The following is a 22,267-nucleotide window of genomic DNA, read 5'->3' on the forward strand; positions in this document are numbered from 1 at the left end:
TCTGCTGCGGAGCCTCATCCCCGCCTCGATCGGCGTCGAAGGTGACGTCGGAGGTCTCCACGAGCCTCAGCCCCGGTGTCGACGCGTGCGAGCCGCACGTCCACCTCGACCGTGCGCGCCTCCGCGAGCGTCCGGGCCCAGAACCCGTCGAAGTCCTCCGGCTCCGGCACCTCCGGCCGGTAGGTCTCGAGCTCGGCCAGGGGCAGGTCGTAGAGGGGCATCTGTTCTCCGGGTGGCGGGGGGACGGCGTCGTCACGTGGGCCCGGTCGGGTCCCCGTCCATCCTGCCAGGGCCGTTACTTTTTCGTGACACGCCGTCGCTAAAGTTGCGTTCAGCGACGTCACCCGTTCCCGACGTCGGCCATTTCCTCAGACGACGAAGGATCCTCCATGTCATCGCCCGTGCCCGCCCCGCTGGAGCCAGCCGTCCTACGTCCCGCCCAACGGCGAGCAGCAGAACCCGTACGCCCCCGAGGCCGGCTCGCACGAGGACCAGGCGCCCTACGGCCAGGCGCCCAGGCCAGCCGGCCGACTACGGCCAGGCTCCTCGCGCGATCGGCCGCGAGCCCGCGGAGCTGCGCGAGCACGGCCTCGCCGGCAGCCCCGCGGAGGTCCTCGACGGCATCGCCGCCCTCGCCGAGATCGGCGTGACCCGCGTGTACCTGCAGTGCCTCGACATCACCGACCTCGAGCACCTGGACCTCATCGCCTCGGAGGTCATGGCGAAGCTCGGGTAGGTGATCGGCGTCCGGCCCGGACGCCCGGCCCCGGACGCCCGGTCCGGACGTCCGGTCCGGACGTCCGGGGCTGCGGTCCCGAAGTGGTGAGAACGAAGTCCCGGTAGCGGCGGTGCGCCCGGAGTAGCGTCGGCGACATGGGCGCCGTCGCCGTGCGGGACGTGGTCAAGCGGTTCGGGTCGACCGTCGCGCTCGACGGTCTGGACCTCGACGTGGCCGAGGGGGAGGTGCACGGCCTGCTCGGCCCGAACGGTGCCGGCAAGTCGACCACCATCCGCATCCTCCTCGGGCTGCTGCGCGCCGACTCGGGCTCGGCCCGGCTGCTCGGCGGCGACCCTGGACGCAGGCGCCCGAGCTGCACCGGGAGGATTCCTGCCGGGCCGCACCGCCGGAGGCGCGCCGGGGCGCTTCCGACTGCTTGCGGGGGTGCTTCTCGCCGGTGGACTCCTCCCCCGCCGGCCGGCGGGAGCTCTGCCGGGTGGACGTCCCGGTGTCGGACTCGCTCATCTTCCCTCTCCCTGTCGGGTCCGGCGGTTCGCCTCGATCAGCCGCGCCACCAGCGACTCCTCGAGCGTGTCGGCCTCCTCGTCGCCGATCTCCCCCCCGCTCGCGCGCGGGAGACGTCGTCGAGCTGACGGCGGATCTTGCCGACGTCGTAGTACTCGCGCTCCGCCTCGTCGAGCACCTGCTGCGCGACCCAGACGGTGCCGCGCACCGGCGCGAGGGGAAGCGTGAGCAGACCGCTGAGGAGACCCATGCCTCAGTCCTCCGGGACGAAGTCGTACGGGGCCTGCGGCCCGATCAGCCGGAAGACGATACGGTCGGCCGTCCGGGTCGCGAGCGCGTCCGTCACCCAGCCGGTGGCCAGGCCGCGGGACTCAGCACGGACTTCAGGGAGTGGTAGGTCTCCGCGCCCCCAGCGCAGCGCCTCCTTGAAGGTGGGCGCGCCGACGGGGGGCGACCATGAACTCCTGGATGTCGACGTTGGAGTCCGCGTGCGAGCCGCCGTTGAGGATGTTCATCATCGGCACGGGCAGCAGGTAGGCGTTCGGGCCGCCGACGTAGCGGAACAGCGGCAGGCCGGCCGACTCGGCGGCGCTGGCGACGGCGAGGGAGACGGCCCAGGATGGCCGTTGCGCGGCCGAGCTTGCCCCTTGTTGGCTGGACGTCCGTTCGGAGGGTCCGATGAGGGTCTGGTCGATGATGCGCTGCTCGGTCGCGTCGATGCCGAGCACCTCGGGGGCGATCGTGTCGATCACGGCGTCGACGGCGTTGCACGCCCTTGCCCAGGTAGCGGAGCTGTCGCCGTCGCGGCGCTCGACCGCCTCGAACGCGCCGGTGGACGCGCCGGACGGGACGGCGGCGCGGGCGGTGGGTGAGCTACTGGTGCGCCAACGGGGCACGAGGTCCGGCCGAGCTTCGCCAAGGAGCCTGACATCGTGATCCCCGAGGTGTGGGACTGCCCGCGCTGCGGCCTCCCGGCCGGGCAGGACAAGGACAACCCTCCCGTGCCGCCCAAGAACGAGCCGTACAAGACTCACCTCGCCTACGTGAAGGAGCGGCGCTCCGACGAGGACGGTGCCGCCCTCCTGGAGGAGGCCCTCGCCGCCCTTCGCGAACGCCGCGGTAACTGAGCCCCAGGACTGCGTCTACGCTCCGGCCGTTGGTCGGAGGGGCGTAGACGTCTCTGGCGGCACACCGGTTGGCGCGCGCGGGAGGATGGCCGTGCAGACGGCGCGTTCTCTGTAGCGCGCGGAGATGCTCTGTTCTTCGGGCGTGCCGGGGTTATCCGGCGTGCTGGCGTGCTGGCGCGCTGGCGTGCCGGGGTTGGTCGTCGTGGCGGGTCCGGCGCTGCCTTCCGGGGCCTCAGAACGGTGGGTCGCCGTTGGCGAGGAGGTCGGCCCAGCGGGTGGTGGCTGCCGGGGTGCCGGCGGGCGGGTCGGGGGTGCTCGAGGAGTTCGCCGCCGCCGACGTCTTCGTGACCCGGAGCGCCGACGCCGCTGCGAGCGCCGGCGAGGGGCCCGCTGTGGGCACGTGGTGGGGCGGTCCCGGCCGCTTCGTCGACTTCACGAGGCCCGCCGCGCGGGAGGCGTGGAAGCGCTGGCTCACCGAGGCCGTCCTGGACAAGGGCACGACGTCGGTCTGGAACGACAACTGCGAGTACGACGGGATCATCGACAAGGACTCCCGCTGCGACTTCGACGGCGCGCGCGGCGCGACGATCGCCCGGCCTCCGCACAGTCATGGCGAACCTGATGTGCCGGGTGACGCGAGACGCCATCGCCGAGAAGAACCGGACCGTCCGTCCCTACATCGTCTGCCGTGCCGGGCACGCCGGCATCCAGCGCTACGCGCAGACGTGGGCGGGGGACAACTCGACGTCGTGGGAGTCGCTGCGGCACAACGTCGCCACGATCCTCGGCATGAGCCTGTCCGGCGTCCCCAACCAGGCTGCGACATCGGCGGCTTCCACGGGCCCGCACCCGAGCTGGTGGTCACACCCTGCGGTTCCGCCACATGCCGGCGTCGCGTGAGGCCCAGGGGAGGGCTCCCGCCGGGGCGGGAGTGCTAGTCGCACCGATCGCACCGCTGCGTCGCTGGCAGCGCCATGTGACAACTCGCGCAGGTCAGGACAATCTGCGTCTGCCGAGGGCCCTTACCCGCCCGCGATCGCGTTCTCGCGAGTTGGGGCTAAGTGCCGGGACCCCTCCGTCCGCAGGAAGGTGGGGCGCCGAAGTACCGATAGCAGCTCAGCCGGGCGTGTGCTGCGTGGTCGTCCGGGTCGTCAGGCCGTTGCCCAGTGGTAGAGGCGACGGCACCGCTATACCCGTCGCCGACGCTTCCGGCGGCGTTTACACACAGGACGACAAGTTTGGCTCCCCCCGGGCCGCGCAGTTCTTCGCGACGCGCAGAAGAACGTCGCTTATCCAGTGGTGCAGGAGCTGCTTGGTCCGAACCCCGGTCCGGAGCTGGACGCCGTCGGCGAGTTCCTTGTAGGTGATAACTGAATGGTAGTGGCGGGCCAGGCGCAGCGGGGCAAGGACCGCCCGTCCGGTGCGCATGGTGCGGGAGGAGCGAAGTGCCTGGAGCTGGCGGCGAAGCTCACGGAGCTCGGCCTCTGGCCCGTCGTTGTGGGGCAGTGGCGGTGGAGCGGAAGGGGGGCCGCTCGCCGTTCGACACCATGGTGAAGGTCTCTCTGGTGCTCGGGGGGCGGAAATGGGGGCGGATCGCTCCGCCGTCGTCCCGCCGATCGTATGGGGACCTGGCGGACGGCGGACCGTTTCGGAACGCGAAGGTCCCGCGGCCTGATCGGGGGTGGACCAGGCCGGGCCGGGAGCGAGGACGGGCATCAGCCGCGGGGATGACCTCGATCGCGCTGACCTTCGGCTGGTCGACCGTGGCCGTGAAGTCGATGTCGAGGTTGCCGTCGGTGACGGTGATCGGAACGTCACGCACGTAGGCGGTCATCGGCGGGACGACGGCGTTGAGGTCGAGGTTGGCGATCTCGGTCCCGCCGCCGGACGTCGGCGAGGTAGACGCCGGCGGGGACGACGGCGACGAACATGGCGAACGTGCCGAAGATGCCGAGGCCCAGCGGCGGGGGGATCGCGATGAAGCCGACGAGAGCGCCGGCCCCCGTCAGCAGGACCCAGAACCTCTTCGTGCGCTTGCCCGCGTAGGTGAAGGCACCGGCGGGGCGCCGGGCGGCGTCGAGCAGCGCCCAGAGCTCGATCCCGAGCAGGATCAGGGAGAGCACGAGGAACAGCAGCACCTGCACGTTGGCGATCACTCCCGCAGCGTAACGAGAGCCGGTCGCGGCCGGGGCGCCCCGGCACCGCGGCAGGGCACTATGGGTGGGTGGACCTCACACCTTCGACCGGCCCGGCCCGTCGTGGCGTGCTCGCGGCCGGCGCCGGACTGCTCACCGTCCCGCTGCTCGCCGCGTGCGGCGGCAGCGGTGGTGACGGTGGTGACGGTGGTGACGCTGACGCCCAGGACTCCCGCGCCGCTCCTCCGTCGTCGGCGCACGGTCAGGGGGTCGAACCAGTTGTACACGCCGCCGCCCCACAGCACGACGGGGTCCTCCGGGCCGATCCCCGGGACCACGCCCTTGATGGCGTGCGCCCTCCGGGCAGGCGGCTGCGGGTCGAGCCCGAACGGGACCACGGTGACGAGCTCACGCAGCGACGGGTCGCGTCGTACGTCGCCGGGGTGATCCGGCCCGCGGCCGCAAGGTGCCCGAGCCACAGGTCCCGCTGCTTCTCCGACGCGCAGAGGAACAGGTCCCCTCTCCGCAGCTGCGCATGGAGCTCTGCCAACGCCCCGGCCATCGCTCCCCCCGTTCCTCCTCGGGGTGGTTGCGCAGGACCTCGAGACTCTCGAGGTGGAACGGGTCGTAGAGGTCGACGACGATCACCTTGTCCGACCCGCTGAGCCACGGGGAAGTTGCGGAGCAGGTATCCCTGAAGGACGACGCGTCGGTGCCCGCGACCTCCGCGCGGAACTCGGGCACGGACACGTGCCGGGCGTGAAGCGGTCGGAACGGCGTGCGCACCCCGCGAACGCACGAGGCGGACGCGTCTCGGCGGAAAGGGCCGTGGCCATCTCCCAGGCACGGATGACGGCCGTCGCCGTGACCCCGTGCGTCCGGACGCGGCCGCAGCCGCGTAGTGACGCGCGGCGCACCGGACGGACACAATCTGTTATCTCTCGCGCGACGTCGACTGATTCGGCATTCTGGCGCCATGGGGGACGGGGAGGCAGCCCGTGTGGCTGCGCTGCACGCGCTGAACATGCTCGACACTCCCCGCGAGGAGAGGTTCGACCGGGTCGTGCGGCTGGCGCAGGCCGTGTTCGGCGTGCCCATGGCCGCCGTCACGCTGATCGACACCGACCGGCAGTGGCACAAGGCCAGCGTCGGCTTCGGAGACTTCGCCGGGGGGCCCGCAGCGAGGCCTTCTGCCACCACACCATCCAGAGACCCGGTACGACGGTCGTCCCGGACGCCACGCAGGACGACCGGTTCGCCGCGAACCCCGCCGTCGTCGGCGACCTGCGCGTACGGTTCTACGCCGGCGAGCCGCTCCGCGCCCCCGGCGGCGAGCCGGTCGGTGCCCTGTGCATCGTCGACACGGAGCCGCGCGAGCTGACCACCAGCCAGGAGGCCGTTCTCCGCGAGATGGCGCGGATCGTCGAGCACGAGCTCGCCGCGGACGACGGCCCCGGGGTGGGGGCGGGCCGGCGCGTTGGTGGGCGTGGCCCTCGGCCACGCGGCGGCACCCGGCAGGGTGCGGGCGGTCAGCCGACGCGGATGAAGACCGGGTTGGAAATGTAGATCGGGGACTCGTACAGCGCGGTGCCCGGGGCGCGGGCCGCGATGTGCTGGCCGTTGCCGGTGTAGATGCCCACGTGCCCCGGGCCCCACACCAGGTCCCCCGGGCGGGCCTCGGCCGCGGAGACCACGGTCCCGGCGTAGCGCTGCTCCGAGGAGGTGCGCGGCAGGGAGATCCCGACCTGGGCGAAGACGTACTGGGTGAACCCCGAGCAGTCGAACCCGCCCGGGGTCGACCCGCCCGAGACGTAGGGGGTGCCGATGTACTGCCGGGCGATGTTCACGATCGCCGACGCCGACGCCGCGGGGGCCGGCGCCGCGGGGGCCGCGGCCTCGGCCGCCGGCGGGGCTTCGCCGAGGAGCAGGTCAAGAAGACTACGGAGCAGGGGCAGGAGACCGCGGAGAAGGCCGCCGGTGAGGGGCGCGAGGCCGCGGAGAAGACGGCCGGCAAGGGCCGCGACACGGCCGGGAAGACCGCCGGCAAGGGCCGGAGCGTCGTGAGCAAGCTCCGGCCCGGGCAGAAGAAGCAGGAGCCGGAGGCCGAGAGCGAGGAGCCCACGGAGGAGCCCGAGGGTCAGGCAGAGGAACCGGCCGAGGAGGAGGCCGCCGAGCAGCCCCAGGACCAGGCCGAGGAGGCCGAGCCCGAGGCGGAGGCGGAGGAGGAGCCTGCCGAGGAGCCGGAGGACCAGGCCGAGGAGGAGCCTGCCGCGGAGCCCGGAGGACCGGGCCGAGGAGGCCGAGCCCGAGGCGGAGGCGGAGGAGGAGCCTGCCGAGGAGCCGGAGCGCCAGGCCGAGGAGGCCGGAGCCAGGCGGAGGCCGAGGAGGAGCCTGCCGAGGACGAGCTCCTCGGGCTCGTGCTCATGGCCGACGCCCCCGGCCGGCTCCCCCGCGCCCTGCGCGACCTCGCCCAGCTCGTGGGCGGTGGCGTGCCGCGGGTGTGGACCGTGCCGTGGGTCGAGGCGTGGCGCTCCGGCGACGACGCCGTCCCTCACGCCGTCGGCGTGCTGCGCCGCGACCTCGCCACCCTCCTGCCGGACCGGGAGGCCTGACGTGCTCGGTTCCGCCGCCGGTGCGCTGACCACCGCCACGCTCGTCCTCGCCAACGTGCCCGACCCGGGCCAGGGCGAGGCGCCCCCCGGCATGGAGGGCTTCGTCCAGCTGCTCTCGTGGACCAAGTGGGTCGCCCTCGGCATCTGCGTGCTCGGTCTCATGGTCGCGGGCGCTCATGGCCGTCAACGCCCGGCGCGGCGAGGGCGGGGAGGACCTCGGCCGCATCGGCATGGCGCTCGCGGGGGTGGTCGTCATCTCGGGCGCTACTTCGTCGTCGGCGCGCTGGCGTAGGGACCACCAGCGGCAGCTTCTCGATCTTGTGCTTGGCGAGCAGCGCGGCGGCGTCCTCGGAGCTGATGCCGACGGGCCCGGTGACCAGGGGCATCCGCGTCATGGCCTCGCGCACGCGGCGGCTGCCGAACTCGCTGCCGGGGATGAAGCGCAGGTCGCGGTTGGTGACGATGCCGAGCAGCACGCCCCCGCTCGTCGACCACGGGCAGCCCGGAGACGCGGTACTGGCCGCACAGGGCGTCGAGCTCGGCGAGCGTGGCCTCCGGGCCGATCGTCACCGGGTCGGTGACCATGCCGGACTCGGACCGCTTCACCACGGTCACCTGGTGCGCCTGGTCCTCGATGGAGAGGTTGCGGTGCAGGATGCCGATGCCGCCCTCGCGGGCCATCGCGATCTCGCCGAGGCGGTGGGGTCCATGCGCTGCTCGAGCGTGCCCCAGGCGCCGTTGTCGCGCTGCTGGAACAGGCCGCGCGAGTCCGGCCCGGCCTCGTCCCCGTGGTCGAGCACCTCCAGCCCCGACTCCCCCATCGCGGTCATCACGCCGATGGTCTGGTCGCGCACCGAGAGCCCCAGGTCGGCGCCGGCGTTGATGATGGCGGCCGCGTTCGCCAGCTGCGCCCCGCTGTAGCCGTTGACCTCCCCGTCGGGCTCGCCGGCGAGCTCCACCCGCACCCCCGGCCCGTCCACGTTGCACGTGTCGAGGCGGTCCTCGGCGTCGACGAGGACGACGAGCGTCAGCGCCCCCGCCACGACCGAGAAGAGGGTGAGGAGCAGCGCGATCACGAGGCGGTGCACGTCAGGCCTGCCCCTGCGGCGGCACGATGCGCTCGACCAGCCACGGCGCGGCCGTCCTGGCGGGAGAGCAGCACCTGCACGGTGCCAGCGCGGCGTCCGGATCGCCGCCCTGGGCGGCGATCATCCTGCGCCACACGTCCATTGCCCGGCCGTCCTCGAGCGCCTCGGCGGGGTCGACGTCCTCCCGGCCGGCCGCGGCGAGCATCTCCCGGGCGAGGGCGACCGTGAGCTCGACGACGTCGGAGGGCCCACCGCCCGCGAGGACCTCCACGGACTCGCGGACCTCGAGGGCGTTGCCGACCGTGAGGCCGAGCGGGGTGGACATGTCCGTGAGCAGGGCGACGGTCCGCACGCCGGCGTCGGAGCCCAGCGCGACCATCGTCTCGGCGAGCTCGCGCGCTGTCGAGCTCCTTCATGAAGGCGCCGGAGCCGACCTTGACGTCCAGCACCAGCGAGCCGGTGCCCTCCGCGATCTTCTTGCTCATGATCGACGAGGCGATGAGCGGGATCGACTCCGCTCGGCCCGGCGGGCGGCCCGGTGGTCGGCCCACCGGGTGGCGCGCCCGTCCGGGGCGGCGGCGAGGTCCGGGAGTTCGTCGGACGGCGTGACTGACATCACGATACCGACGGTATCAGGTACTGTGAGTACCGCAATGACCGTTCCGCCCACGGACCTTGGTCCCGGGCCGCGCCATTTCGGCCGACGCCGAGCAGGAAGAGGACGACGACGTGACCTCCACCCCTCCACCCCGGCCCCCGGGCCGCCGATCATCGGGTCCAACCGGATCCCGTTCGCGAAGGCCGGCAGCGCCTACGCCGGCGCCACCAACAAGGACATGCTCATCGCCGCGCTCGAGGGCCTGGTCGCCCGGTTCGGGCTGGCCGGCGAGCGGCTGGACGAGGTCGCGGCCGGCGCGGTGCTCAAGCACTCGAGAGACTTCAACCTCACCCGGGAGACCGTGATCGTCACCGCCGGCTGGTTGATGCCCAGCACGCACGCCGTCTCGCACGGGGCGGGGCACAGCCGTCCCGTCCACTCGGGGAAGTTGTTCGTCGCGTGCAGGCGCTCGATCGCGCCGGCGAAGTCCTCGCGGCGGGTGAGCTCGTTCCACTCGGGGATGAGGTTCCCGAGCGGGCACCCGTTGTGGCAGAACGGCACGCCGCAGTCCATGCAGCGGCTCGCCTGGCGCGTCAGCGCCGGGGGAGTCCTCGAGGCGGCGGGTGTAGACCTCGCGGTTGTCGAGGATGCGCACGGCCACCGGCCGGCGGGCCGGGAGCTCACGCTCGCGGTGCTTCAGGAAGCCCTGGGGGGTCAGCCACGGGGTCGCCTCCATGATCGTGGCCCACACGTCGGGCGAGGCCGGGGTCGAGGCCGTCCTCGGCCGCCCCGGACGAGGGCGGCGGAGACGGCGGCGTACTGACGCGGGAGCACCTTGTGATCCGCGCGGGAAGGTCGCGAGGTTCTCGAGCAGCTGCTCGGCGACGGCGGAGCCGGTCGAGGCGTTCCGCTGGATCCAGAGACGTCCATGGACCGCCGGCTCACCATGCGCGAGGTCGCCGACGCGGTCATCGAGCAGGTCGGCGCCAAGAAGTAGGCGCCCGGCGCGTACCGACGCCGTCACGGCCCGGCCCCTTCCCGGGGGCCGGGGCCGTTCTCGTCCCGCCTCGCCGTCGACGATGTGATGTGCGCCACAATCGTGACCGTTCTGTGACACAGCTGGGGGCGGCACCCCCACTGACACGGGGGCGTCCCCCGTCACTAGGTTGGCGCGCACGAGACGCGCGCGGTCGCGGGGATCGGCGTGGCACGCTCCTGAGGAGAGGCATGACTCGCAAGACCACAGCTCGTTCCTTGGCACTTGTCGCCGCGCTGTCGATCACGCTCGCCGCCTGCTCCGGAGGCGGGGGGCGACGACGAGGGGACGGCCGGGCCTGCCGAGACGGGCTCGGGGCGAGCCGCTGAGGATCGGCACGCTCCTGCCGGTGACCGGTTCCCTCTCGCAGCTGGGGCCGCCGGAGATCGCGGGCGTCGACCTGGCCGGTGTTCGCGGCGGTCATCATCGTCAGGGAGAAGAACCCGACCGGGACGCACAGCAGCGCGTACAGCTCGTAGGTGGGCATCAGCGCCTGCACGCCCATGGTGACGCCGAACGCGAGCGCGGAGGCGATGACGAGCCCGACCCGCGGGTTCCGGCGCCGCGCCGCCATCAGCGCGCCGCTGAGGGACCCGACCGCCAGGATCGACCCGAGGATGCCGTACTCCCCCGCCCCAGCCCGAACGCCTCCCGCGCCATGACCGCGGAGGTGAGCTGGAAGTTCAGCCCGAACGCCCCGACGATCCCCACGACCACCAGGATGAGGACGATGTCGGAACGACGGCGCACGTAGGCGATCCCCTCGCGCACCTGCCCCCTGCCGCGCCGTGCGTGCGGAAGAGCGTTCAGCTCGCGGGGTGCGCATGAGGGTCAGGGAGAAGATCGTCGCGGCGAACGAGACCGCGTTGATGACGAAGATCCAGCCCGGCCCGACGGCGGCGATGAGCAGCCCGGCCACGCCGGGGTCCGACGAGCCGGGCGGCGTACGACGCGACTTCTCCTCGGCCGTGAGGTTCGTCAGGGGCGGGCGGACGCGGCCGCCGTCGCGGCCGACGACGTCGAGCCCGGCCTTGACGATGGAGACCGCGTAGCCCTTCCTGCGGTCGCGGATGTCGAGGTACGGCAGCACGAACTCGCCGAGCAGGCCGTAGACGGCAGCGCGGTCCTTGGCGCGCACGGCGGAGAAGAACCTCAGCGCGAACTCGGGGACGAAGTTGAACATCGCCGACGAGTATGTCGTCACCCCGAGCTCGAGCAGGGGAAGGGCGAAGGTCTCGGCCGTGGGCAGCCCGCCCACGTACATCAGGCGGTCCCCGACGCGGGAGGTGCGCGTCATCTGCTCGATGTCGCCCACGCCGTCCTTGAGCCCGACGAAGTTGGGGCTGCGGTCGGCGGCCGCGGCGACGGCGCGGTCGCCCAGCACCGCGTTCCCCCGGCTGTAGACGATGACGCCGAGGTCGGTGGCGGAGCAGACGGCGGTCACGTGCTCGACGAGGCCGGCCTGGTCCGCCTCGGTGAGGTAGGGCGGCATGAGCAGGATCCCGGCCGCGCCGGCCTCCTGCGCCGCGCGCGCCGTCGGTGGCGTCCTCGTCGCCTCCGACGAGGCCGGTGCGGCCGTGGCGCGCGACGTGGCGATGCACATCGCCGCGTACTCCCCGGCCGTACCTGACCCGCGACGAGGTTCCCTCCGAGACGGTGGAGAACGAGCGCCGCATCGCCGAGGAGACCGCCCGCAACGAGGGCAAGCCGGAGGCGGCGCTCACCAAGATCGTCGAGGGCCGGATGAACGGGTACTTCAAGGAGAACGTCCTGCTCGACCAGGCGTTCGCCAAGGACCCGAAGAAGACGGTCGGCAAGGTCGTCGAGGAGGCCGGTGGCACGATCACCGGCTTCGTCCGCTTCCGCGTCGGCAACTGACGCACCACGTGCCGGTCCGTCCTGCGGACCGGGGCCACCGTGCAACCAGGGGCGCGTCCGGCGAGCGGCGCGCCACGCACGGCCAGTACCGTCACCGCAGGAGGTTGACATGACCCAGGACGCGACCACGCACCCACGACGGGTGCTCCTGAAGCTCTCCGGAGAGGTGTTCGGCGGCGGGAGCGTAGGGCGTCGACCCCGACGCGTCTCCGGCGTCGCCGCCAGATCGCCGTTGCTCGTGCTCGCCGTCTGGGGCGTCCGAGACCTCTTCTGACGCCGGGCGGCGGCGCCGCTCGACCGCCACCGCTCACGTCTCAGCCGATGAGGATCCCGGCGATGGCGGCACTCATGAGGTTGCCGAGGGTGCCCGCGAGCACCGCCAGCATGCCGAGACGCGCGATGTCGGAGCGCCGGCCGGGGGCGATGCCGCCCAGGCCGCCGAGAAGGATCGCGAGCGAGCCGAGGTTCGCGAACCCCGTCAGCGCGAAGGTGACGACCGCCTGGGTCTTCGCGGAGAACTCCTCGGCGCGGGGCGCGAAGTCCGAGAACGCGACGAACTCGTTGAGGATGACCTGCCCCAGGAAGCTGCCGGCGTCGACAGCCGTCATCGAGCATGCCGTCAACGACGCCGTCCCCGGTTTCTACAACCAGGCGGTCGCCGAGACCGAGGTGCGCCCGATGGGCCAGCCGAGCATCAACGTCACCGAGATCCCCGCGGTGACGGGCACCCCCGCGACAGCTCGTCTTCGAGGCCGAGGTCGACGTGCGCCCGGAGATCACCCTGCCCGGGCTGGACGGCATCGAGCTCAGCGTCGACCAGGCCGCGGTGAGCGACGACGACGTGACCGCGAAGCTCGACGAGCTGCGGGAGCGCTTCGGGAGCCTCGTGGGCGTCGAGCGTCCGGCCCAGGACGGTGACTTCGTCGTCATCGACCTGTCCGCCAGGGCGCGCGCCGTCCGGGCGAGAGCTGCGGAGGCCGAGCTTTCGCCTCCCCGCCCGGCCGCCGCCGACGGCCTGGGCCTGCCGCCGGTCGTGCGGTCAGGCTGTCCACGAGCTCTGCCAGGCCCGCCGTCTCCGCGGCCTGGTCGTAGAGCTCCGTGGTGAGGCAGAACCCCCGGCGGCACCGGCAGCCCGGCCGCCAGCAGGGTGCCAAGGTTCGCCGCCTTGCCGCCGACCGTGGGACCCATAGTGGGGCCGACGTCCGCCAGGTTCACGACGCCTCGCGCCAGGCGCTCCGGGGGAGCGGCAGTTGTGCCCATATCAGCCACCACGTCGTCGTCGGCACACTGACGGTTCGACGATAGGCCGCCCCGTCCGGGAGTCAACCCTCCGGGAGTCGGGGCGCAGGCTCGGCGCTCCACCGGGGGAACGGCCCGTCAGGGGCAGCCTGTAACCCTATGAGTCGCCCGCCGGGGTTACCCTGTGAGGCATGGTCGTCGTGCCCGGATCGAGATCACCGACGTGGATCTCGTCAACCACTACTCCGTCCGCGCGCGTGCTGCCGCGGGCGCGAGGAGAAGGGGTACCGGCCGCTCGACGAGGTGCTCGGGCCGGTCGCGGAGCAGGTGGGCGAGCGGTCGACGGACGAGCTCTGCCGGACCACCCCTCGATGCGGGAGATCGCCGAGCTCATCTACACCACCTGCAAGGCCTACCTGGTCCAGCAGGGCCGCTTCCTCCTCCTGCTGTGGACGTTCATCGCCGCGGTCATCGTCACCTACTTCGGGGTCCTGGTCGCTGCCGTGGGCAGGGTCGGCGGTCGTCGTCGCGTTCAGCCTGGTCGGATGGCGGGCTCCTACTCGGTGGCCGTGGTTCGGCATCCGGGTCAACACGCTGGCGAACTCGGCGCACAGCCTTCGCCTCCCTCGCCGGCCGCCCGCTGCCCTGGGCTCCCTCCATGGCGGCGCCCGAGACGGCGGCGTAGACGTTGGCCGGGAACATCACGACCAGCAGGGCGGCGAGGCCGCCCGCCGCCCATGGGACGGTGCGCGGCACGAGCAGGCCGACCGCCCCGGCCAGCTCGAGCACGCCGGTGACGGTGACCAGCAGGCCGGGGTTCGGGGGAGGACGGGCGGCACCATGCTGATGAGCTCCGCGCGCATCCCCACGAAGTGGCTGGTGCCGGTCATCACGAACATGGCCGCAAGTCCGCCCCGGACGCCGGAGGCCAGGACGACAGTCGAGCGACGCCGGCGAACCCCGCCGCGCGGAGTCCCAGCGTGACGACGACGAGAACGATGAGCGGTTGCATGCGGACCTCCACCTCGAGGGAACTAGGCACTGGCTAGTTGCCAGCGCGACGAACGTACGCCCGCAGCTCTCATTTTGTCAATGACTAGATCCCTCGTAGCATGCCGCCTGTGCGCACTCCCGCGTCGCGCTGCACCCCCATGGCGTAGCCGACGGCGTGGAGCGTGTGAGAGCCGATGACGATCGAGTACAGGTGGAAGTTGTGCGCCCTCGGGTCCCAGCCGCCGTGGCGGGTGCCGCGGAAGAGCGGGAGCAGGTCGCGCAGGTCGACCCCGCGCACGAGCGCGACGCCGTGCTCGCGGTAGGAGGGGAAGACGAAGTCACGCGGGGCCAGGGCGTGGGCAGACCCGATCTGGGCGCCCTGACCCAGGCACGGAGCCCACAGGCCCAGCTCGCCCTGGCGCTGCAGGGAGGTGGCCTGGGTGTCGAACGCGCGCGTGAGGACCATGTCCCGGTACATCGAGCGCAGGGCGTCGGCATCGAGATCTGCTGCGAAGGCGCGCGGATGTGGTCGTCGTGGCCGTGGGTGAGCAGCACCGCCCTGACGGTGCGGCCGGCGACGGCGTCGGCGACCGCCTGCGCGTCGTGGGCCGGGTCGATGACGATCACGTCGGCGTCACCGACGATCCACACGTTGTTGTCCACGTCCCACGTTCCGCCGTCGAGCGAGAACGTCCCGGACGTCACGAGGTTGTCGATGCGGGCGGCCATGGCGCCTCCTTCTTCTGCCGGAGCGGTCGTCAGTACTTCACCACGGAACGCAGCACGCTGCCGTCGTGGATCTTGCCGAAGCGCGGCCTCGATCTGGTCGGCCGAGATCGTCTCGGTGACGAACTTGTCCAGCGGCAGGCGGCCCTGGAGGTAGAGGTCCACGAGCATGGGGAAGTCGCTCTCGGGCAGGCAGTCGCCGTACCAGGAGGACTTCAGCGACCCGCCGCGCCGAAGACGTCGAGCAGCGGCAGGGTGGCGCTCTCCCCGGTCGCCGCCTCGAACACCTCGAGGCCGTCGGCCTCGAGGTAGCCGCGGAGCACCCGTCGGATGCCCGCCTCGTCGTCGACGACGAGGACCCGCCGTGCCATCCCAGCCCCCTCATGCCGGGGCCGGGCCGCCCGCAGGGGCGACCCGGCCGGACCTCCCACCAGACTCAGGCACCATCCCACATGTGACCTGCTCGCGGGCCGTCACCTGCACCGTGACGGTGCATACCGCCGGCGCTGCTGCTCGTGGTGCTCCTGCATCTCCGCGCGGTGCTCCTCACGCCACGCCTGCATCTCCGGGGAGTCCCACCATCCTCCTGGCACTCCTCGGGGGCCAGGACGGGGGTCCGGGGTCCTCCACCGACGGCCTGGCGGGTCCGCAGGCGACCTCGGTGGTGCCTGCGAACGCACTGTCGGAGCTGGGGTGACGCCCCGCGGTGGTGCGATCGGCGTCGAGCAGGAACCTGGCCCCCGCGTTGGGCCCGCGCTGGACGATGAGGAGCGCGGAACCCGGCGGCAGCGCCTCGACGGCGGCCGCGTCGTCGCGCTGAGCCCCTGGTAGACCAGCTCGCTCTCGGGCTCCGCGCCGATGGCTCCGAACCGGGCAGTGCTGGTGACGTCGTTGCGCTCGCCGTCCTCGCCCGGGCGCGCTGCTGCGGGGTGGGTCATAGGGCTACCTCCTGGGTCTCTCAGTCCTCCGGCCCTCGGCCGACGTGCTGTGGTCAACAATAGGGGTCAAGTCGCCGACGATGCCGGACGAGCGGGCCGAGCGTGGTCGTCCGACCAGGACCTTCGCCGGCGACACCGGTGCGGCGGACACCCGTCCAACGGTCACCGGCTCCCCCGGCACCCGGGCCGCCGTCATCCGTCATCTCCCTCGGGAGTCACCGGCGTGGCGTGCTCCGGCTGCTCGAGCTCGCGGATCGCGGTGATCCGGAGGTCGTCCTCCTCCGTCACCGTCTGTCCCTCGCCGGCGAGGGCCACCTGCCGTCCGTCCTCGGCGGGCTGGTGCTCGCCGGAGCGCTCGCCTTCATCATCACCACCGGCTCGTCGTTCCTGCTGTCCGGTGCCGGCAACGTCTCTACGACGGGGGCCCAGCGCCTGCTCGGCCGGGAGATGGACGACCGCGGGCGACTGCGGGTCCACCGGCTCGCCGTGCTCGGCATCGCGATCGCCTACGTGCTCGGCCGGTACTTCCCGACGGTGCTCGAGCTGCAGATGTACTCCTACACCGTCTACGGCGTGGCCATCGCCCCGCCGGTGCTCGCCATCTTCTTCTGGAGGCGGGTCAGCAGGTGGGGGCGCCGTGACGTCCATGGTGCTGGGCGTCGTGGTCACCATCGTCTGGGAGCAGCTGGACCAGCCGTACGGCCTCAACTCGATCCTCATCTCCCTCCCGCGCTCGCTGGAGGTCCGGGCCGTGCCCCGGCGGGCAGGGTCGCGCGGTGGAGAAACGGAGCGGCGACGGCGGCGCATTCTTCTTCAGGACGTTCCGGATCGTTGCAGTTCCGGTTCGGAAGCCCTCGAAACCCCGTCTCAGTTGCGCATTTACGGTTCAAGTATTCCGTGAATGCTGTCACAGCGTTAGCGTCACCTGTCGACGGGCAGGCGCCCCCTCGCCAGCCCCCTGGTAACAGGAGACCCCCGATGTCCGAAGACCGTACGTGGACCAACCGCGCGGCCTGCGCCCAGCAGGCCCCCGACGCCCTCTTCGTCCGTGGAGCCGCGCAGCGCACCGCGCGAGAGCTGTGCTTCAGCTGCCCGGTGCGCGAGGCCTGCCTCGTCGAGGCGCTCGAGACCGCCACCGAGTTCGGTGTGTGGGGCGGCATGACGGAGCGGGAGAGGCGCGCGCTGCTGCGCCGTCACCCCGACGCACCGACTGGGCGGCCTGGCTCGCCGAGTGCGGCGAGGAGCTCGAGAACCCCTCGGTCTCGCCGTCTCGTCGCCGGAGCTCTCCGAGGCCGCGCGGTCGCTGGGACTGCGCGGGCCTGCGACCCTGCTCCGGGTCGTGCTGCCGCTCATGGCGCCGTCGGTGCTCACCGGGCTCGTCCTCGTGGCCCTGGCGGTCAGCACGAGCTGACCGCCACCCTCCTGCTCGCCCCGACCGGGACCGACACCCTCGCCCTGTCGTTCTGGCGCGAGGCCAGCGAGCTCGACTACGCCGCGGCAGCCCGTACGCGGCCGTGATGATCGCCCTGTCCCTACCGCTGACGGTGCTGCTGCGGCGGCAGATCCTGGAGGAACGATGAGCGAGCTGAGAGTGCGGGCCGTGACGGCCGGATACGGCCGGGAAGCCGTGCTCGAGAATGTCGACCTCACCGTGCCGGAAGGGAGGACGACGGCGGTGCTCGGCGGGTCGGGCAGCGGCAAGACCACACTGCTGAGGGTCGTCGCCGGCTTCCTGCGCCCGCGAGCGGGTGAGGTCCTCGTGGGAGGGAGGAAGAGCGAGGCGGCGATGGCGATGACCACCGTCGAGATCGCGGTCTGGGCGCCCCAGATGACCCGGGAGAGAACGTCGAAGCCGCCGACGGTCGTGCCCCAGGGATGCGCGTCGCTGGGCGGGGCGGTGCGGGGAAGCTGCCGCCGTCGTCGGAGAGCTGGTTGAAGGAGTACGGCGCGAGCGCGGGGGCGAGGAGCGCCATGAGGACGAACATCAGGCACAGCAGCAGGCCGGCGACGAGCATGCCGCGCTGCAGGCCGACGCTCTGGCGCAGCTGCCAGATCACGGGCAGCTTGTCAGCGGCGTGAACCGCCGGATGTGGACGGTTCCGCGGCGTCAGAGTCCGGTTGAGTCCGTGGTGACCGACCTCAGCTGGGCGCTGCCGGTGCAGGACGTCGACCGTCGCCCTGCAGCGTTTCGTCGAGATGCGCGCGCGGATCGGGAATACCTCGCCCGCGGTCGGGGGAGGCCTCGCCCGCCGGTCGGGGGAGGCTCGCACGCAGGTCGGGCACGTCTCGCCCGAGGGTCACAAGTGAACTCGGATCGCGGATCAGAAGGGAATCTCCTCCGGGTCCGGCCACGAATGCGGCGCCAGCTGCACGAGAGTCCCGTCCGCCTCCCTGACGTACCGGTGCCCGGACGGTGCCGTCCAGACGTACACGCCCTCCAGCCGGGTCTCGATACGGAACCCGCCTGCGGTCTTCACGTCGTGGTCCGGGTCGCACAGCGGCTCCAGGTTCCAGGAGGCGGTGGCGCCGTTCGTGGTCGTCGCGCATCCGGGAGTGCAGGCTCTGGTCGATGAGCGAGTGCTCCGGCCTGAAGAGCAGCTCCTCCACGAGGATCGGGTCTCCCGAGTACACCATCCATCTGCACATGCGCCCACCGAACCGCATCCGCCCGCCGCGTGGCATCCCCCCGCCGGGCATGAGGAGGCCGGGCCCGCAGTGCGCGAGCGGCCCGGGAAGAACCTCAGTTGGACGTCCTTGGCGTCATGGGCGCCGTCGCCAGAGCCCAGATGACCAGGATGTCGAGGGCGATGATCGCGAGCGACCACAGCGGGTAGTACGGGATGGAACATGAAGTTGGCGAACGCGCTGAACACCGCCAGCACGACGCCGACGACCCGGCCCCAGGTCTGCCCCGAGCAGGACCGCGACGCCGGCCGAGCAGGACGAGCGCGCCGAGGCCCATGTGTATCCATCCCCACGTGGTCGCGCGCATGGTGGAGGGCGGTAGCCAGGGGACGACGACGAAGAACTCGTCCTCTACGGCGACATCCAGTTCAGCGACGAGCAGCCCAGCTGACCTGCTCACCCGACACCACTACCAGGAGAAACACATGCCTACCCCCGCCAAGGGTCCCCGTCTGGGTGGCAGCCCCGCGCACGAGCGCCTCATGCTGGCCAACCTCGCCACCGCGCTGTTCGAGCACAAGCGGATCACCACCACCGAGCACCGCGCCAAGCTGCAGCCGGTCGCGGAGAAGCTCATCACGCTGGCCAAGCGCGGCGACCTCCACGCCCGCCGCAAGGTTATGACGACCGTGCGCCGCAAGGACGTCGTCGCCGAGCTGTTCGAGGAGACCGCGCCGAAGTTCGCCGAGCGCAACGGCGGCTACACCCGCATCACCAAGGTGGGCCCGCGCAAGGGTGACAACGCCCCCCATGGCGGTCATCGAGCTCGTGCTCGAGCCGGTCAGCCCCAAGCAGGCCACCGTGCGCGAGGCCGAGCTGCGGCTGGCGTGTCCCGTCATCGGCGAAGACAGAGGCGTTCGCCGCGAAGAGCAGGCCGGCGACGAGGCCGACGACGCCCGTTCCTATGGAGATGCGGGGCCACGGGCGGCGCGGACGGCCTCCGACCTCACGGCCGGGCACCGGTGCGGCGGAAGCCCCCCACAGTTCTCCTCCCGGGCGACGCGGCGCCGTGGATGAGCCGCGTGACGTGCATGCGACACTACGGTAGGTGATCGGGCACGGCCCTCAGGGTCGCGCCTGGTGAAGTGTGCCCGGGAGCCCCCCCGGGCACAGACACGTGGGCCCTTCGGGGAGCGTCCGTGAGGAGAAGCAGGATGCCGGAGTCCAAGAAGCGCAAGAAGGCCACCCCGAACGGCGACCAGCCGCGTCCGGCGGCGACACCCGCCGCCAGCCCGCGGTGGTGGGCGCCCACCATGGTGACCCTCATGGTGCTCGGACTCGTCTCCGTCGTGCTCACCTATCTGACCAAGGCAGCCTGCCCGTCCCCAGCCTCGGCAACTGGAACCTCGCGATCGGTTTCGGTGTGATGGTCGTGCCTCGCCGCACCCCGCCGCGTTCACCGACGACGTCATCGAGGCGATGGCCTCCACGCCGAACGTCATGCCCAGCCTGCACATGCCGCTGCAGTCCGGCTCCGACACGGTGCTGCGCGCCATGCGGCGCTCGTACCGGCAGGCGAAGTACCTCGCATCATCGAGCGCGTCCGGGCGGCCATCCCCGACGCCGCCATCACCACCGACATCATCGTGGGATTCCCCGGGGAGACCGAGGAGGACTTCCGGGCCACCCTCGACGCGTCGAGGCGTGCCGGTTCTCCTCCGCCTTCACCTTCCAGTACTCGCCGCGTCCCGGCACCCCGCCGCCGACCTGCCGCAGGTGCCCGCCGAGGTCGTGGCCGAGCGTTACCAGCGCCTCGCCGCGCTGCAGCAGCGCATCTCCACCGAGGAGAACGAGGCTCAGGTCGGCCGCACCGTGGACGTGCTCGTGGCCGAGGGGGAGGGCCGCAAGGACGGTGCCACCCGCCGGGTCACCGGACGAGCCGCCGACAACCGACTGGTGCACGCCGCGCTGCCCCCGGGCCTGCCGGGCGAGAACCGGCCCCGTCCCGGCGACATGGTCACGGTCGAGGTCACCCACGGCGCGCCGCACCACCTGGTCGCCGACTCCGCCCTCTCGGGCGGGACCTTCGCGGTGCGCCGCACAGCGCGATGCTCTGGTACAGCCGGCACGCCCTGGGCGAGGAAACGCGTGCGCAGCATCGGCCGGCGGATCCCGTCGATCTGGCGGTGGAACGCGTCCAGGTAGGTCGGCGAGGCGCCGAAGACCTCCGTCTCCTCCGCCATGAGGACGACCTCCTGGACGCCCTTGGCGTACTCGATGTTCTCCGCGCTGAGCGCGGCGGCGTGCCGCCGCAGCCGCTTCGCCACGGGGCGCAGCAGCAGGAAGATCCCGGCGGAGACGACGGTGAGCACCACGGCGGCGGGGAGGCTGAGCACGAAGGCGGAGATCAGCAGCGTGGTGAAGACGAGGGCGGCGGAGATCCCGCTGCCGAGCGTGATGATCGCGTAGCTGGTGGAGTTGACGTGCGTGGTCATGACGGACTGGAACTGCCCGTCGCGCTCCGACGCCTTCACGGGCCAGGCGGCACCGATGAAGGAGTCGAACAGGAGGCGCCGGAGGTTGGCCACCGCGTGGGCGGACATCCTCGCCGGCAGGTACGCGAGCATGAGGTAGGCGATGCGCACGGCGGCGGAGATGCCGTCCTTGTCCCGCACGGCCGCCGGATCGACGCAGTACCCGATGGCCTCCTCGTACCCGAAGACGAGGCCCTCGGTGCGTGCGATCCACTTGAACCCCGTCAGCGTGGTCCGGTGCTGCAGGCCGTGCGCCTGCGCGATCCGGCCGAGCAGCCGCGACGACACCACCGAGCAGGCGAGGACCCCCGTCCGGCGAACGCGGCCGCTGCGGCGGTCTGCTCGCCGAGCAGCGCGCCGATCTCGTCACCGGTGAGCTGACGCCACCCTCCGATGACGTTGCGGTCGGGCACCGCCATGGTGCACCGGTCGCGTCGGGGTCGTTGGCCAGGACGAGGTCGGCGTCCACGGACCGCGTGCTCCTCGTGCCCGGAGCGCGCGGGTGGACGCTGCTCTACCCCGCGGCCTACCTGCTGCTCGCGCTCACGCACACCGGGGTGCGGGTGGCACGCAAGACGTACGTGGTCGACCTGGCCCACGGCGACCGGCGCACGGAGTACGTGGCCGTCGCCAACACGACGATGGGCGTGCTGCTCCTCGCGGCGGGCGCCCTCTCCAGCGCCCTCGCCCTGCTCGGCGCCGAGGTGGCGCTGGTGTTCCTGGCGGTGCTGGGCCTGGCCGGGGTGCTCGCGGGGCGCTCGCTGCCGGAGGTCAGCGCCCGCTGAGCAGCCGAGCGCCCGCGGCAGTTAGCATCGCTCTGTGGCGATGAAAGCAGATGTCGGCGATCGCGTCAGCCTGCGTACGGGCAGTCCTGTGACGGCTGCGGCGGCAGAACCCGCCGAGCCCCGCGCCTCGGACCGGCGTCGGGGGCTGCCCTGCTCCGGGACCTCGGCCTCTGTCCATCTCCGGGACGTTGGCCCCTGTCGGTGCCTCCCAGCCGTTGCGACGATGGCAGCAGCCCTCGCAGGCGAGCCGGGACCTTCCCCGGCCGGTCGAGAGGAAGTGGTGGCGATGGGGCTGCAGGACACGGAGCGGACCCCGGGAACGGTCCGACGGGGGACGCCCTCGAACATCGTGTGGGGCGTGCTGCTGCTGCTCGCCGGTGTGCTCCTCATGCTCGACTACCTGGACGTGCTGCCCGACGCCTGGGCGCTCTGGACCGTCGTGTTCGGGGTGGCGGGGCCGGCTTCCTGTACGTCTTCCTCACGCAGCCGCAGCACTGGTGGGCGGCCATCCCGGCGGGCTGGCTCTTCGGCCTGTCCGCCGTCATGGCCTGGGAGCAGATCGCCGGAGCCGAGGACGACCGAGGTGGAGCGTTGCTGCTCGGCCTCGGGGGCCTGGGGTTCTGGGCGGTGTACGTGCGCTCGCACGAGCTGTGGTGGGCGGTCATCCCGGGTGGTGCGCTGGTGACACTGGCGGTGACCGGCATGCTGGA

24 protein-coding genes and 21 pseudogenes are annotated in these 22,267 nt (G+C 72.2%); 22 read left to right on the top strand and 23 right to left on the bottom strand.

What is annotated here, in order from left to right; all coding sequences use genetic code 11:
- Positions 1 to 14 precede the first annotated feature (14 nt).
- Positions 15 to 221, bottom strand: a complete 207-nt coding sequence (locus DA06_RS20895; protein ID WP_418605922.1) for an acetylxylan esterase — start codon at positions 219 to 221, stop codon at positions 15 to 17.
- Between the two features lie 104 nt (positions 222 to 325).
- Between DA06_RS20895 and DA06_RS20900 the strand changes: the two genes are divergently transcribed.
- Both DA06_RS20900 and DA06_RS20905 read left to right on the top strand, forming a co-directional pair.
- Positions 326 to 736, top strand: a complete 411-nt coding sequence (locus tag DA06_RS20900; RefSeq protein ID WP_418608363.1) for a hypothetical protein — start codon at positions 326 to 328, stop codon at positions 734 to 736.
- Between the two features lie 137 nt (positions 737 to 873).
- Positions 874 to 1,080: pseudogene (locus tag DA06_RS20905) on the top strand (ATP-binding cassette domain-containing protein); the annotation flags it as partial.
- Positions 1,081 to 1,280: 200 nt separating this feature from the next.
- On the opposite strand, the gene DA06_RS20910 reads toward DA06_RS20905, so the two are convergent.
- A complete protein-coding gene (locus DA06_RS20910; RefSeq protein ID WP_418605923.1) occupies positions 1,281 to 1,493 on the bottom strand; it encodes a gas vesicle protein GvpG in 213 nt (70 codons plus the stop codon).
- Between the two features lie 99 nt (positions 1,494 to 1,592).
- A pseudogene (gene eno, locus DA06_RS20915) lies at positions 1,593 to 2,109 on the bottom strand (phosphopyruvate hydratase); the annotation flags it as partial.
- Positions 2,110 to 2,111: 2 nt separating this feature from the next.
- Between eno and DA06_RS20920 the strand changes: the two are divergent.
- The 3 genes and pseudogenes from DA06_RS20920 (at position 2,112) to DA06_RS20930 (ending at position 3,270) form a co-directional block, all read left to right on the top strand.
- A pseudogene (locus tag DA06_RS20920) lies at positions 2,112 to 2,370 on the top strand (RNA polymerase-binding protein RbpA).
- Positions 2,371 to 2,714: 344 nt separating this feature from the next.
- Positions 2,715 to 2,843: pseudogene (locus DA06_RS20925) on the top strand (hypothetical protein); the annotation flags it as partial.
- A gap of 136 nt (positions 2,844 to 2,979) precedes the next feature.
- Positions 2,980 to 3,270, top strand: coding sequence for a TIM-barrel domain-containing protein (locus tag DA06_RS20930; RefSeq protein ID WP_418605924.1), 291 nt, complete (start codon positions 2,980 to 2,982; stop codon positions 3,268 to 3,270).
- A 568-nt stretch (positions 3,271 to 3,838) separates the two neighbouring features.
- Here the strand turns inward: DA06_RS20930 and DA06_RS20935 are convergent.
- Genes DA06_RS20935 through DA06_RS20945 form a run of 3 tightly spaced genes read right to left on the bottom strand, consistent with a single transcriptional unit; the run spans position 3,839 to position 4,984 of the window.
- On the bottom strand, positions 3,839 to 4,204 hold the full coding sequence (locus DA06_RS20935; protein ID WP_418605925.1) for a hypothetical protein: 366 nt from the start codon (positions 4,202 to 4,204) through the stop codon (positions 3,839 to 3,841).
- Positions 4,185 to 4,526 (bottom strand): DUF2516 family protein, encoded by a 342-nt coding sequence (locus DA06_RS20940; RefSeq protein WP_418605926.1) that lies wholly within the window; start codon positions 4,524 to 4,526, stop codon positions 4,185 to 4,187. Before DA06_RS20940 ends, DA06_RS20935 begins: the two co-directional genes overlap by 20 nt.
- On the bottom strand, positions 4,523 to 4,984 hold the full coding sequence (locus DA06_RS20945) for a hypothetical protein (RefSeq protein ID WP_418605927.1): 462 nt from the start codon (positions 4,982 to 4,984) through the stop codon (positions 4,523 to 4,525). Before DA06_RS20945 ends, DA06_RS20940 begins: the two co-directional genes overlap by 4 nt.
- 652 nt (positions 4,985 to 5,636) lie before the next feature.
- Here DA06_RS20945 and DA06_RS20950 point away from each other — a divergent pair.
- Positions 5,637 to 6,071: a GAF domain-containing protein gene (locus DA06_RS20950; RefSeq protein WP_418605929.1), complete on the top strand. Its 435-nt coding sequence runs from the start codon at positions 5,637 to 5,639 to the stop codon at positions 6,069 to 6,071.
- Here DA06_RS20950 and DA06_RS20955 read toward each other — a convergent pair.
- Positions 6,035 to 6,352, bottom strand: coding sequence for a C40 family peptidase (locus DA06_RS20955; protein WP_052436522.1), 318 nt, complete (start codon positions 6,350 to 6,352; stop codon positions 6,035 to 6,037). The two genes, DA06_RS20950 and DA06_RS20955, sit on opposite strands and share 37 nt — an antisense overlap.
- A gap of 213 nt (positions 6,353 to 6,565) precedes the next feature.
- On the opposite strand from DA06_RS20955, the gene DA06_RS20960 reads away from it, so the two are divergent.
- Together DA06_RS20960 and DA06_RS20965 are read left to right on the top strand one after the other, a co-directional pair.
- A complete protein-coding gene (locus DA06_RS20960) occupies positions 6,566 to 7,117 on the top strand; it encodes a hypothetical protein (RefSeq protein WP_418605931.1) in 552 nt (183 codons plus the stop codon).
- A gap of 1 nt (position 7,118) precedes the next feature.
- Positions 7,119 to 7,409, top strand: coding sequence for a hypothetical protein (locus DA06_RS20965; protein WP_418605933.1), 291 nt, complete (start codon positions 7,119 to 7,121; stop codon positions 7,407 to 7,409).
- Here DA06_RS20965 and DA06_RS20970 read toward each other — a convergent pair.
- The 3 genes and pseudogenes from DA06_RS20970 to DA06_RS20980 all read right to left on the bottom strand — a co-directional run.
- Entirely contained in the window at positions 7,382 to 7,798 is a 417-nt protein-coding gene (locus DA06_RS20970; protein WP_418605935.1) for an IMP dehydrogenase, read from the bottom strand. The genes DA06_RS20965 and DA06_RS20970 overlap by 28 nt on opposite strands.
- Positions 7,729 to 8,205, bottom strand: a complete 477-nt coding sequence (locus DA06_RS20975; RefSeq protein WP_418605936.1) for a hypothetical protein — start codon at positions 8,203 to 8,205, stop codon at positions 7,729 to 7,731. The genes DA06_RS20970 and DA06_RS20975 overlap by 70 nt, the downstream gene beginning before the upstream one ends.
- A gap of 73 nt (positions 8,206 to 8,278) precedes the next feature.
- Positions 8,279 to 8,729 (bottom strand): annotated as a pseudogene (locus DA06_RS20980) (thymidine phosphorylase); the annotation flags it as partial.
- A gap of 129 nt (positions 8,730 to 8,858) precedes the next feature.
- On the opposite strand from DA06_RS20980, the pseudogene DA06_RS20985 reads away from it, so the two are divergent.
- A pseudogene (locus tag DA06_RS20985) lies at positions 8,859 to 9,206 on the top strand (hypothetical protein); the annotation flags it as partial.
- Here DA06_RS20985 and gltD read toward each other — a convergent pair.
- Positions 9,167 to 9,539: pseudogene (gene gltD, locus DA06_RS20990) on the bottom strand (glutamate synthase); the annotation flags it as partial. The pseudogenes DA06_RS20985 and gltD overlap by 40 nt on opposite strands.
- A gap of 151 nt (positions 9,540 to 9,690) precedes the next feature.
- Here gltD and DA06_RS20995 point away from each other — a divergent pair.
- Positions 9,691 to 9,800 (top strand): annotated as a pseudogene (locus DA06_RS20995) (ANTAR domain-containing protein); the annotation flags it as partial.
- A gap of 445 nt (positions 9,801 to 10,245) precedes the next feature.
- On the opposite strand, the pseudogene DA06_RS21000 reads toward DA06_RS20995, so the two are convergent.
- Together DA06_RS21000 and DA06_RS21005 are read right to left on the bottom strand one after the other, a co-directional pair.
- Positions 10,246 to 10,786 (bottom strand): annotated as a pseudogene (locus tag DA06_RS21000) (MFS transporter); the annotation flags it as partial.
- 11 nt (positions 10,787 to 10,797) lie between these two features.
- Positions 10,798 to 11,412, bottom strand: a pseudogene (locus DA06_RS21005) (dihydrodipicolinate synthase family protein); the annotation flags it as partial.
- On the opposite strand from DA06_RS21005, the pseudogene tsf reads away from it, so the two are divergent.
- Together tsf and DA06_RS21015 are read left to right on the top strand one after the other, a co-directional pair.
- Positions 11,381 to 11,717, top strand: a pseudogene (tsf, locus tag DA06_RS21010) (translation elongation factor Ts); the annotation flags it as partial. The pseudogenes DA06_RS21005 and tsf sit on opposite strands and share 32 nt — an antisense overlap.
- 109 nt (positions 11,718 to 11,826) lie before the next feature.
- Positions 11,827 to 11,991 carry a hypothetical protein gene (locus DA06_RS21015; RefSeq protein ID WP_418605937.1) on the top strand — a complete coding sequence of 55 codons (165 nt, stop codon included), beginning with the start codon at positions 11,827 to 11,829 and terminating at the stop codon, positions 11,989 to 11,991.
- 40 nt (positions 11,992 to 12,031) lie between these two features.
- Here the strand turns inward: DA06_RS21015 and DA06_RS21020 are convergent, their stop codons facing one another.
- Positions 12,032 to 12,325, bottom strand: a complete 294-nt coding sequence (locus tag DA06_RS21020) for a nucleoside transporter C-terminal domain-containing protein (protein ID WP_418605938.1) — start codon at positions 12,323 to 12,325, stop codon at positions 12,032 to 12,034.
- A gap of 155 nt (positions 12,326 to 12,480) precedes the next feature.
- Between DA06_RS21020 and DA06_RS21025 the strand changes: the two genes are divergently transcribed.
- Positions 12,481 to 12,822: a hypothetical protein gene (locus DA06_RS21025; protein WP_418605940.1), complete on the top strand. Its 342-nt coding sequence runs from the start codon at positions 12,481 to 12,483 to the stop codon at positions 12,820 to 12,822.
- Positions 12,823 to 13,259: 437 nt separating this feature from the next.
- Positions 13,260 to 13,940: a hypothetical protein gene (locus DA06_RS21030; protein WP_418605942.1), complete on the top strand. Its 681-nt coding sequence runs from the start codon at positions 13,260 to 13,262 to the stop codon at positions 13,938 to 13,940.
- 133 nt (positions 13,941 to 14,073) lie between these two features.
- On the opposite strand, the pseudogene DA06_RS21035 reads toward DA06_RS21030, so the two are convergent.
- The 5 genes and pseudogenes from DA06_RS21035 to DA06_RS21055 form a co-directional block, all read right to left on the bottom strand.
- A pseudogene (locus tag DA06_RS21035) lies at positions 14,074 to 14,463 on the bottom strand (thiamine pyrophosphate-dependent enzyme); the annotation flags it as partial.
- 2 nt (positions 14,464 to 14,465) lie between these two features.
- Positions 14,466 to 14,678, bottom strand: a pseudogene (locus tag DA06_RS21040) (MBL fold metallo-hydrolase); the annotation flags it as partial.
- 212 nt (positions 14,679 to 14,890) lie between these two features.
- On the bottom strand, positions 14,891 to 15,046 hold the full coding sequence (locus DA06_RS21045) for a hypothetical protein (protein WP_418605944.1): 156 nt from the start codon (positions 15,044 to 15,046) through the stop codon (positions 14,891 to 14,893).
- Positions 15,047 to 15,356: 310 nt separating this feature from the next.
- Positions 15,357 to 15,479, bottom strand: a pseudogene (locus DA06_RS21050) (FHA domain-containing protein); the annotation flags it as partial.
- 326 nt (positions 15,480 to 15,805) lie between these two features.
- On the bottom strand, positions 15,806 to 16,333 hold the full coding sequence (locus DA06_RS21055; protein WP_418605946.1) for a hypothetical protein: 528 nt from the start codon (positions 16,331 to 16,333) through the stop codon (positions 15,806 to 15,808).
- A gap of 258 nt (positions 16,334 to 16,591) precedes the next feature.
- Between DA06_RS21055 and DA06_RS21060 the strand changes: the two are divergent.
- The 3 genes and pseudogenes from DA06_RS21060 to DA06_RS21070 all read left to right on the top strand — a co-directional run.
- Positions 16,592 to 16,738: pseudogene (locus DA06_RS21060) on the top strand (WhiB family transcriptional regulator); the annotation flags it as partial.
- A 106-nt stretch (positions 16,739 to 16,844) separates the two neighbouring features.
- The gene (locus DA06_RS21065) at positions 16,845 to 17,024 is read left to right on the top strand and encodes an ABC transporter permease subunit (RefSeq protein ID WP_418608140.1); all 180 of its coding nucleotides are present in this window, start codon (positions 16,845 to 16,847) and stop codon (positions 17,022 to 17,024) included.
- Between the two features lie 165 nt (positions 17,025 to 17,189).
- A pseudogene (locus tag DA06_RS21070) lies at positions 17,190 to 17,366 on the top strand (ATP-binding cassette domain-containing protein); the annotation flags it as partial.
- A gap of 14 nt (positions 17,367 to 17,380) precedes the next feature.
- Here DA06_RS21070 and DA06_RS21075 read toward each other — a convergent pair.
- The 3 genes and pseudogenes from DA06_RS21075 to DA06_RS21085 form a co-directional block, all read right to left on the bottom strand.
- Positions 17,381 to 17,724 (bottom strand): annotated as a pseudogene (locus DA06_RS21075) (ABC transporter permease); the annotation flags it as partial.
- A 210-nt stretch (positions 17,725 to 17,934) separates the two neighbouring features.
- The gene (locus DA06_RS21080; protein ID WP_418605947.1) at positions 17,935 to 18,495 is read right to left on the bottom strand and encodes a hypothetical protein; all 561 of its coding nucleotides are present in this window, start codon (positions 18,493 to 18,495) and stop codon (positions 17,935 to 17,937) included.
- Positions 18,393 to 18,698 (bottom strand): annotated as a pseudogene (locus DA06_RS21085) (DUF7144 family membrane protein); the annotation flags it as partial. The pseudogene DA06_RS21085 and the gene DA06_RS21080, both read right to left, overlap by 103 nt.
- Positions 18,699 to 18,723: 25 nt before the next feature.
- Here DA06_RS21085 and rplQ point away from each other — a divergent pair.
- The 3 genes and pseudogenes from rplQ to DA06_RS21100 form a co-directional block, all read left to right on the top strand.
- Positions 18,724 to 19,315: pseudogene (gene rplQ, locus DA06_RS21090) on the top strand (50S ribosomal protein L17).
- 137 nt (positions 19,316 to 19,452) lie between these two features.
- The gene (locus tag DA06_RS21095; RefSeq protein WP_418605948.1) at positions 19,453 to 19,665 is read left to right on the top strand and encodes a cell division protein CrgA; all 213 of its coding nucleotides are present in this window, start codon (positions 19,453 to 19,455) and stop codon (positions 19,663 to 19,665) included.
- 10 nt (positions 19,666 to 19,675) lie between these two features.
- Positions 19,676 to 20,443: pseudogene (locus DA06_RS21100) on the top strand (radical SAM protein); the annotation flags it as partial.
- Between the two features lie 422 nt (positions 20,444 to 20,865).
- Here DA06_RS21100 and DA06_RS21105 read toward each other — a convergent pair.
- Positions 20,866 to 21,277: pseudogene (locus DA06_RS21105) on the bottom strand (phospho-sugar mutase); the annotation flags it as partial.
- Here DA06_RS21105 and DA06_RS21110 point away from each other — a divergent pair.
- Positions 21,249 to 21,557 (top strand): hypothetical protein, encoded by a 309-nt coding sequence (locus DA06_RS21110; protein ID WP_418605949.1) that lies wholly within the window; start codon positions 21,249 to 21,251, stop codon positions 21,555 to 21,557. The pseudogene DA06_RS21105 and the gene DA06_RS21110 sit on opposite strands and share 29 nt — an antisense overlap.
- Positions 21,558 to 21,843: 286 nt before the next feature.
- Positions 21,844 to 22,242 carry a hypothetical protein gene (locus tag DA06_RS21115; protein WP_418605951.1) on the top strand — a complete coding sequence of 133 codons (399 nt, stop codon included), beginning with the start codon at positions 21,844 to 21,846 and terminating at the stop codon, positions 22,240 to 22,242.
- Positions 22,243 to 22,267: the final 25 nt, after the last annotated feature.

Origin of the sequence: Georgenia sp. SUBG003 (genome assembly GCF_000715355.2) — a bacterium.
Taxonomy (GTDB): domain Bacteria; phylum Actinomycetota; class Actinomycetes; order Actinomycetales; family Actinomycetaceae; genus Georgenia.

Excerpts from the sequence above, each read along its gene's own strand:
- DA06_RS21015 (WP_418605937.1), top strand. The coding sequence starts at position 11,827 with ATGACCCAGGACGCGACCACGCACCCACGACGGGTGCTCCTGAAGCTC.
- DA06_RS20910 (WP_418605923.1), bottom strand. The coding sequence starts at position 1,493 with ATGGGTCTCCTCAGCGGTCTGCTCACGCTTCCCCTCGCGCCGGTGCGC.
- DA06_RS21115 (WP_418605951.1), top strand. The coding sequence starts at position 21,844 with ATGGGGCTGCAGGACACGGAGCGGACCCCGGGAACGGTCCGACGGGGG.
- DA06_RS20895 (WP_418605922.1), bottom strand. The coding sequence starts at position 221 with ATGCCCCTCTACGACCTGCCCCTGGCCGAGCTCGAGACCTACCGGCCG.
- DA06_RS21045 (WP_418605944.1), bottom strand. The coding sequence starts at position 15,046 with ATGGCACGGCGGGTCCTCGTCGTCGACGACGAGGCGGGCATCCGACGG.
- DA06_RS20935 (WP_418605925.1), bottom strand. The coding sequence starts at position 4,204 with ATGACCGCCTACGTGCGTGACGTTCCGATCACCGTCACCGACGGCAAC.
- DA06_RS20930 (WP_418605924.1), top strand. The coding sequence starts at position 2,980 with ATGGCGAACCTGATGTGCCGGGTGACGCGAGACGCCATCGCCGAGAAG.
- DA06_RS21055 (WP_418605946.1), bottom strand. The coding sequence starts at position 16,333 with ATGAGGATCGAGTTGAGGCCGTACGGCTGGTCCAGCTGCTCCCAGACG.
- DA06_RS21095 (WP_418605948.1), top strand. The coding sequence starts at position 19,453 with ATGCCGGAGTCCAAGAAGCGCAAGAAGGCCACCCCGAACGGCGACCAG.
- DA06_RS21020 (WP_418605938.1), bottom strand. The coding sequence starts at position 12,325 with ATGACGGCTGTCGACGCCGGCAGCTTCCTGGGGCAGGTCATCCTCAAC.
- DA06_RS20970 (WP_418605935.1), bottom strand. The coding sequence starts at position 7,798 with ATGGCCCGCGAGGGCGGCATCGGCATCCTGCACCGCAACCTCTCCATC.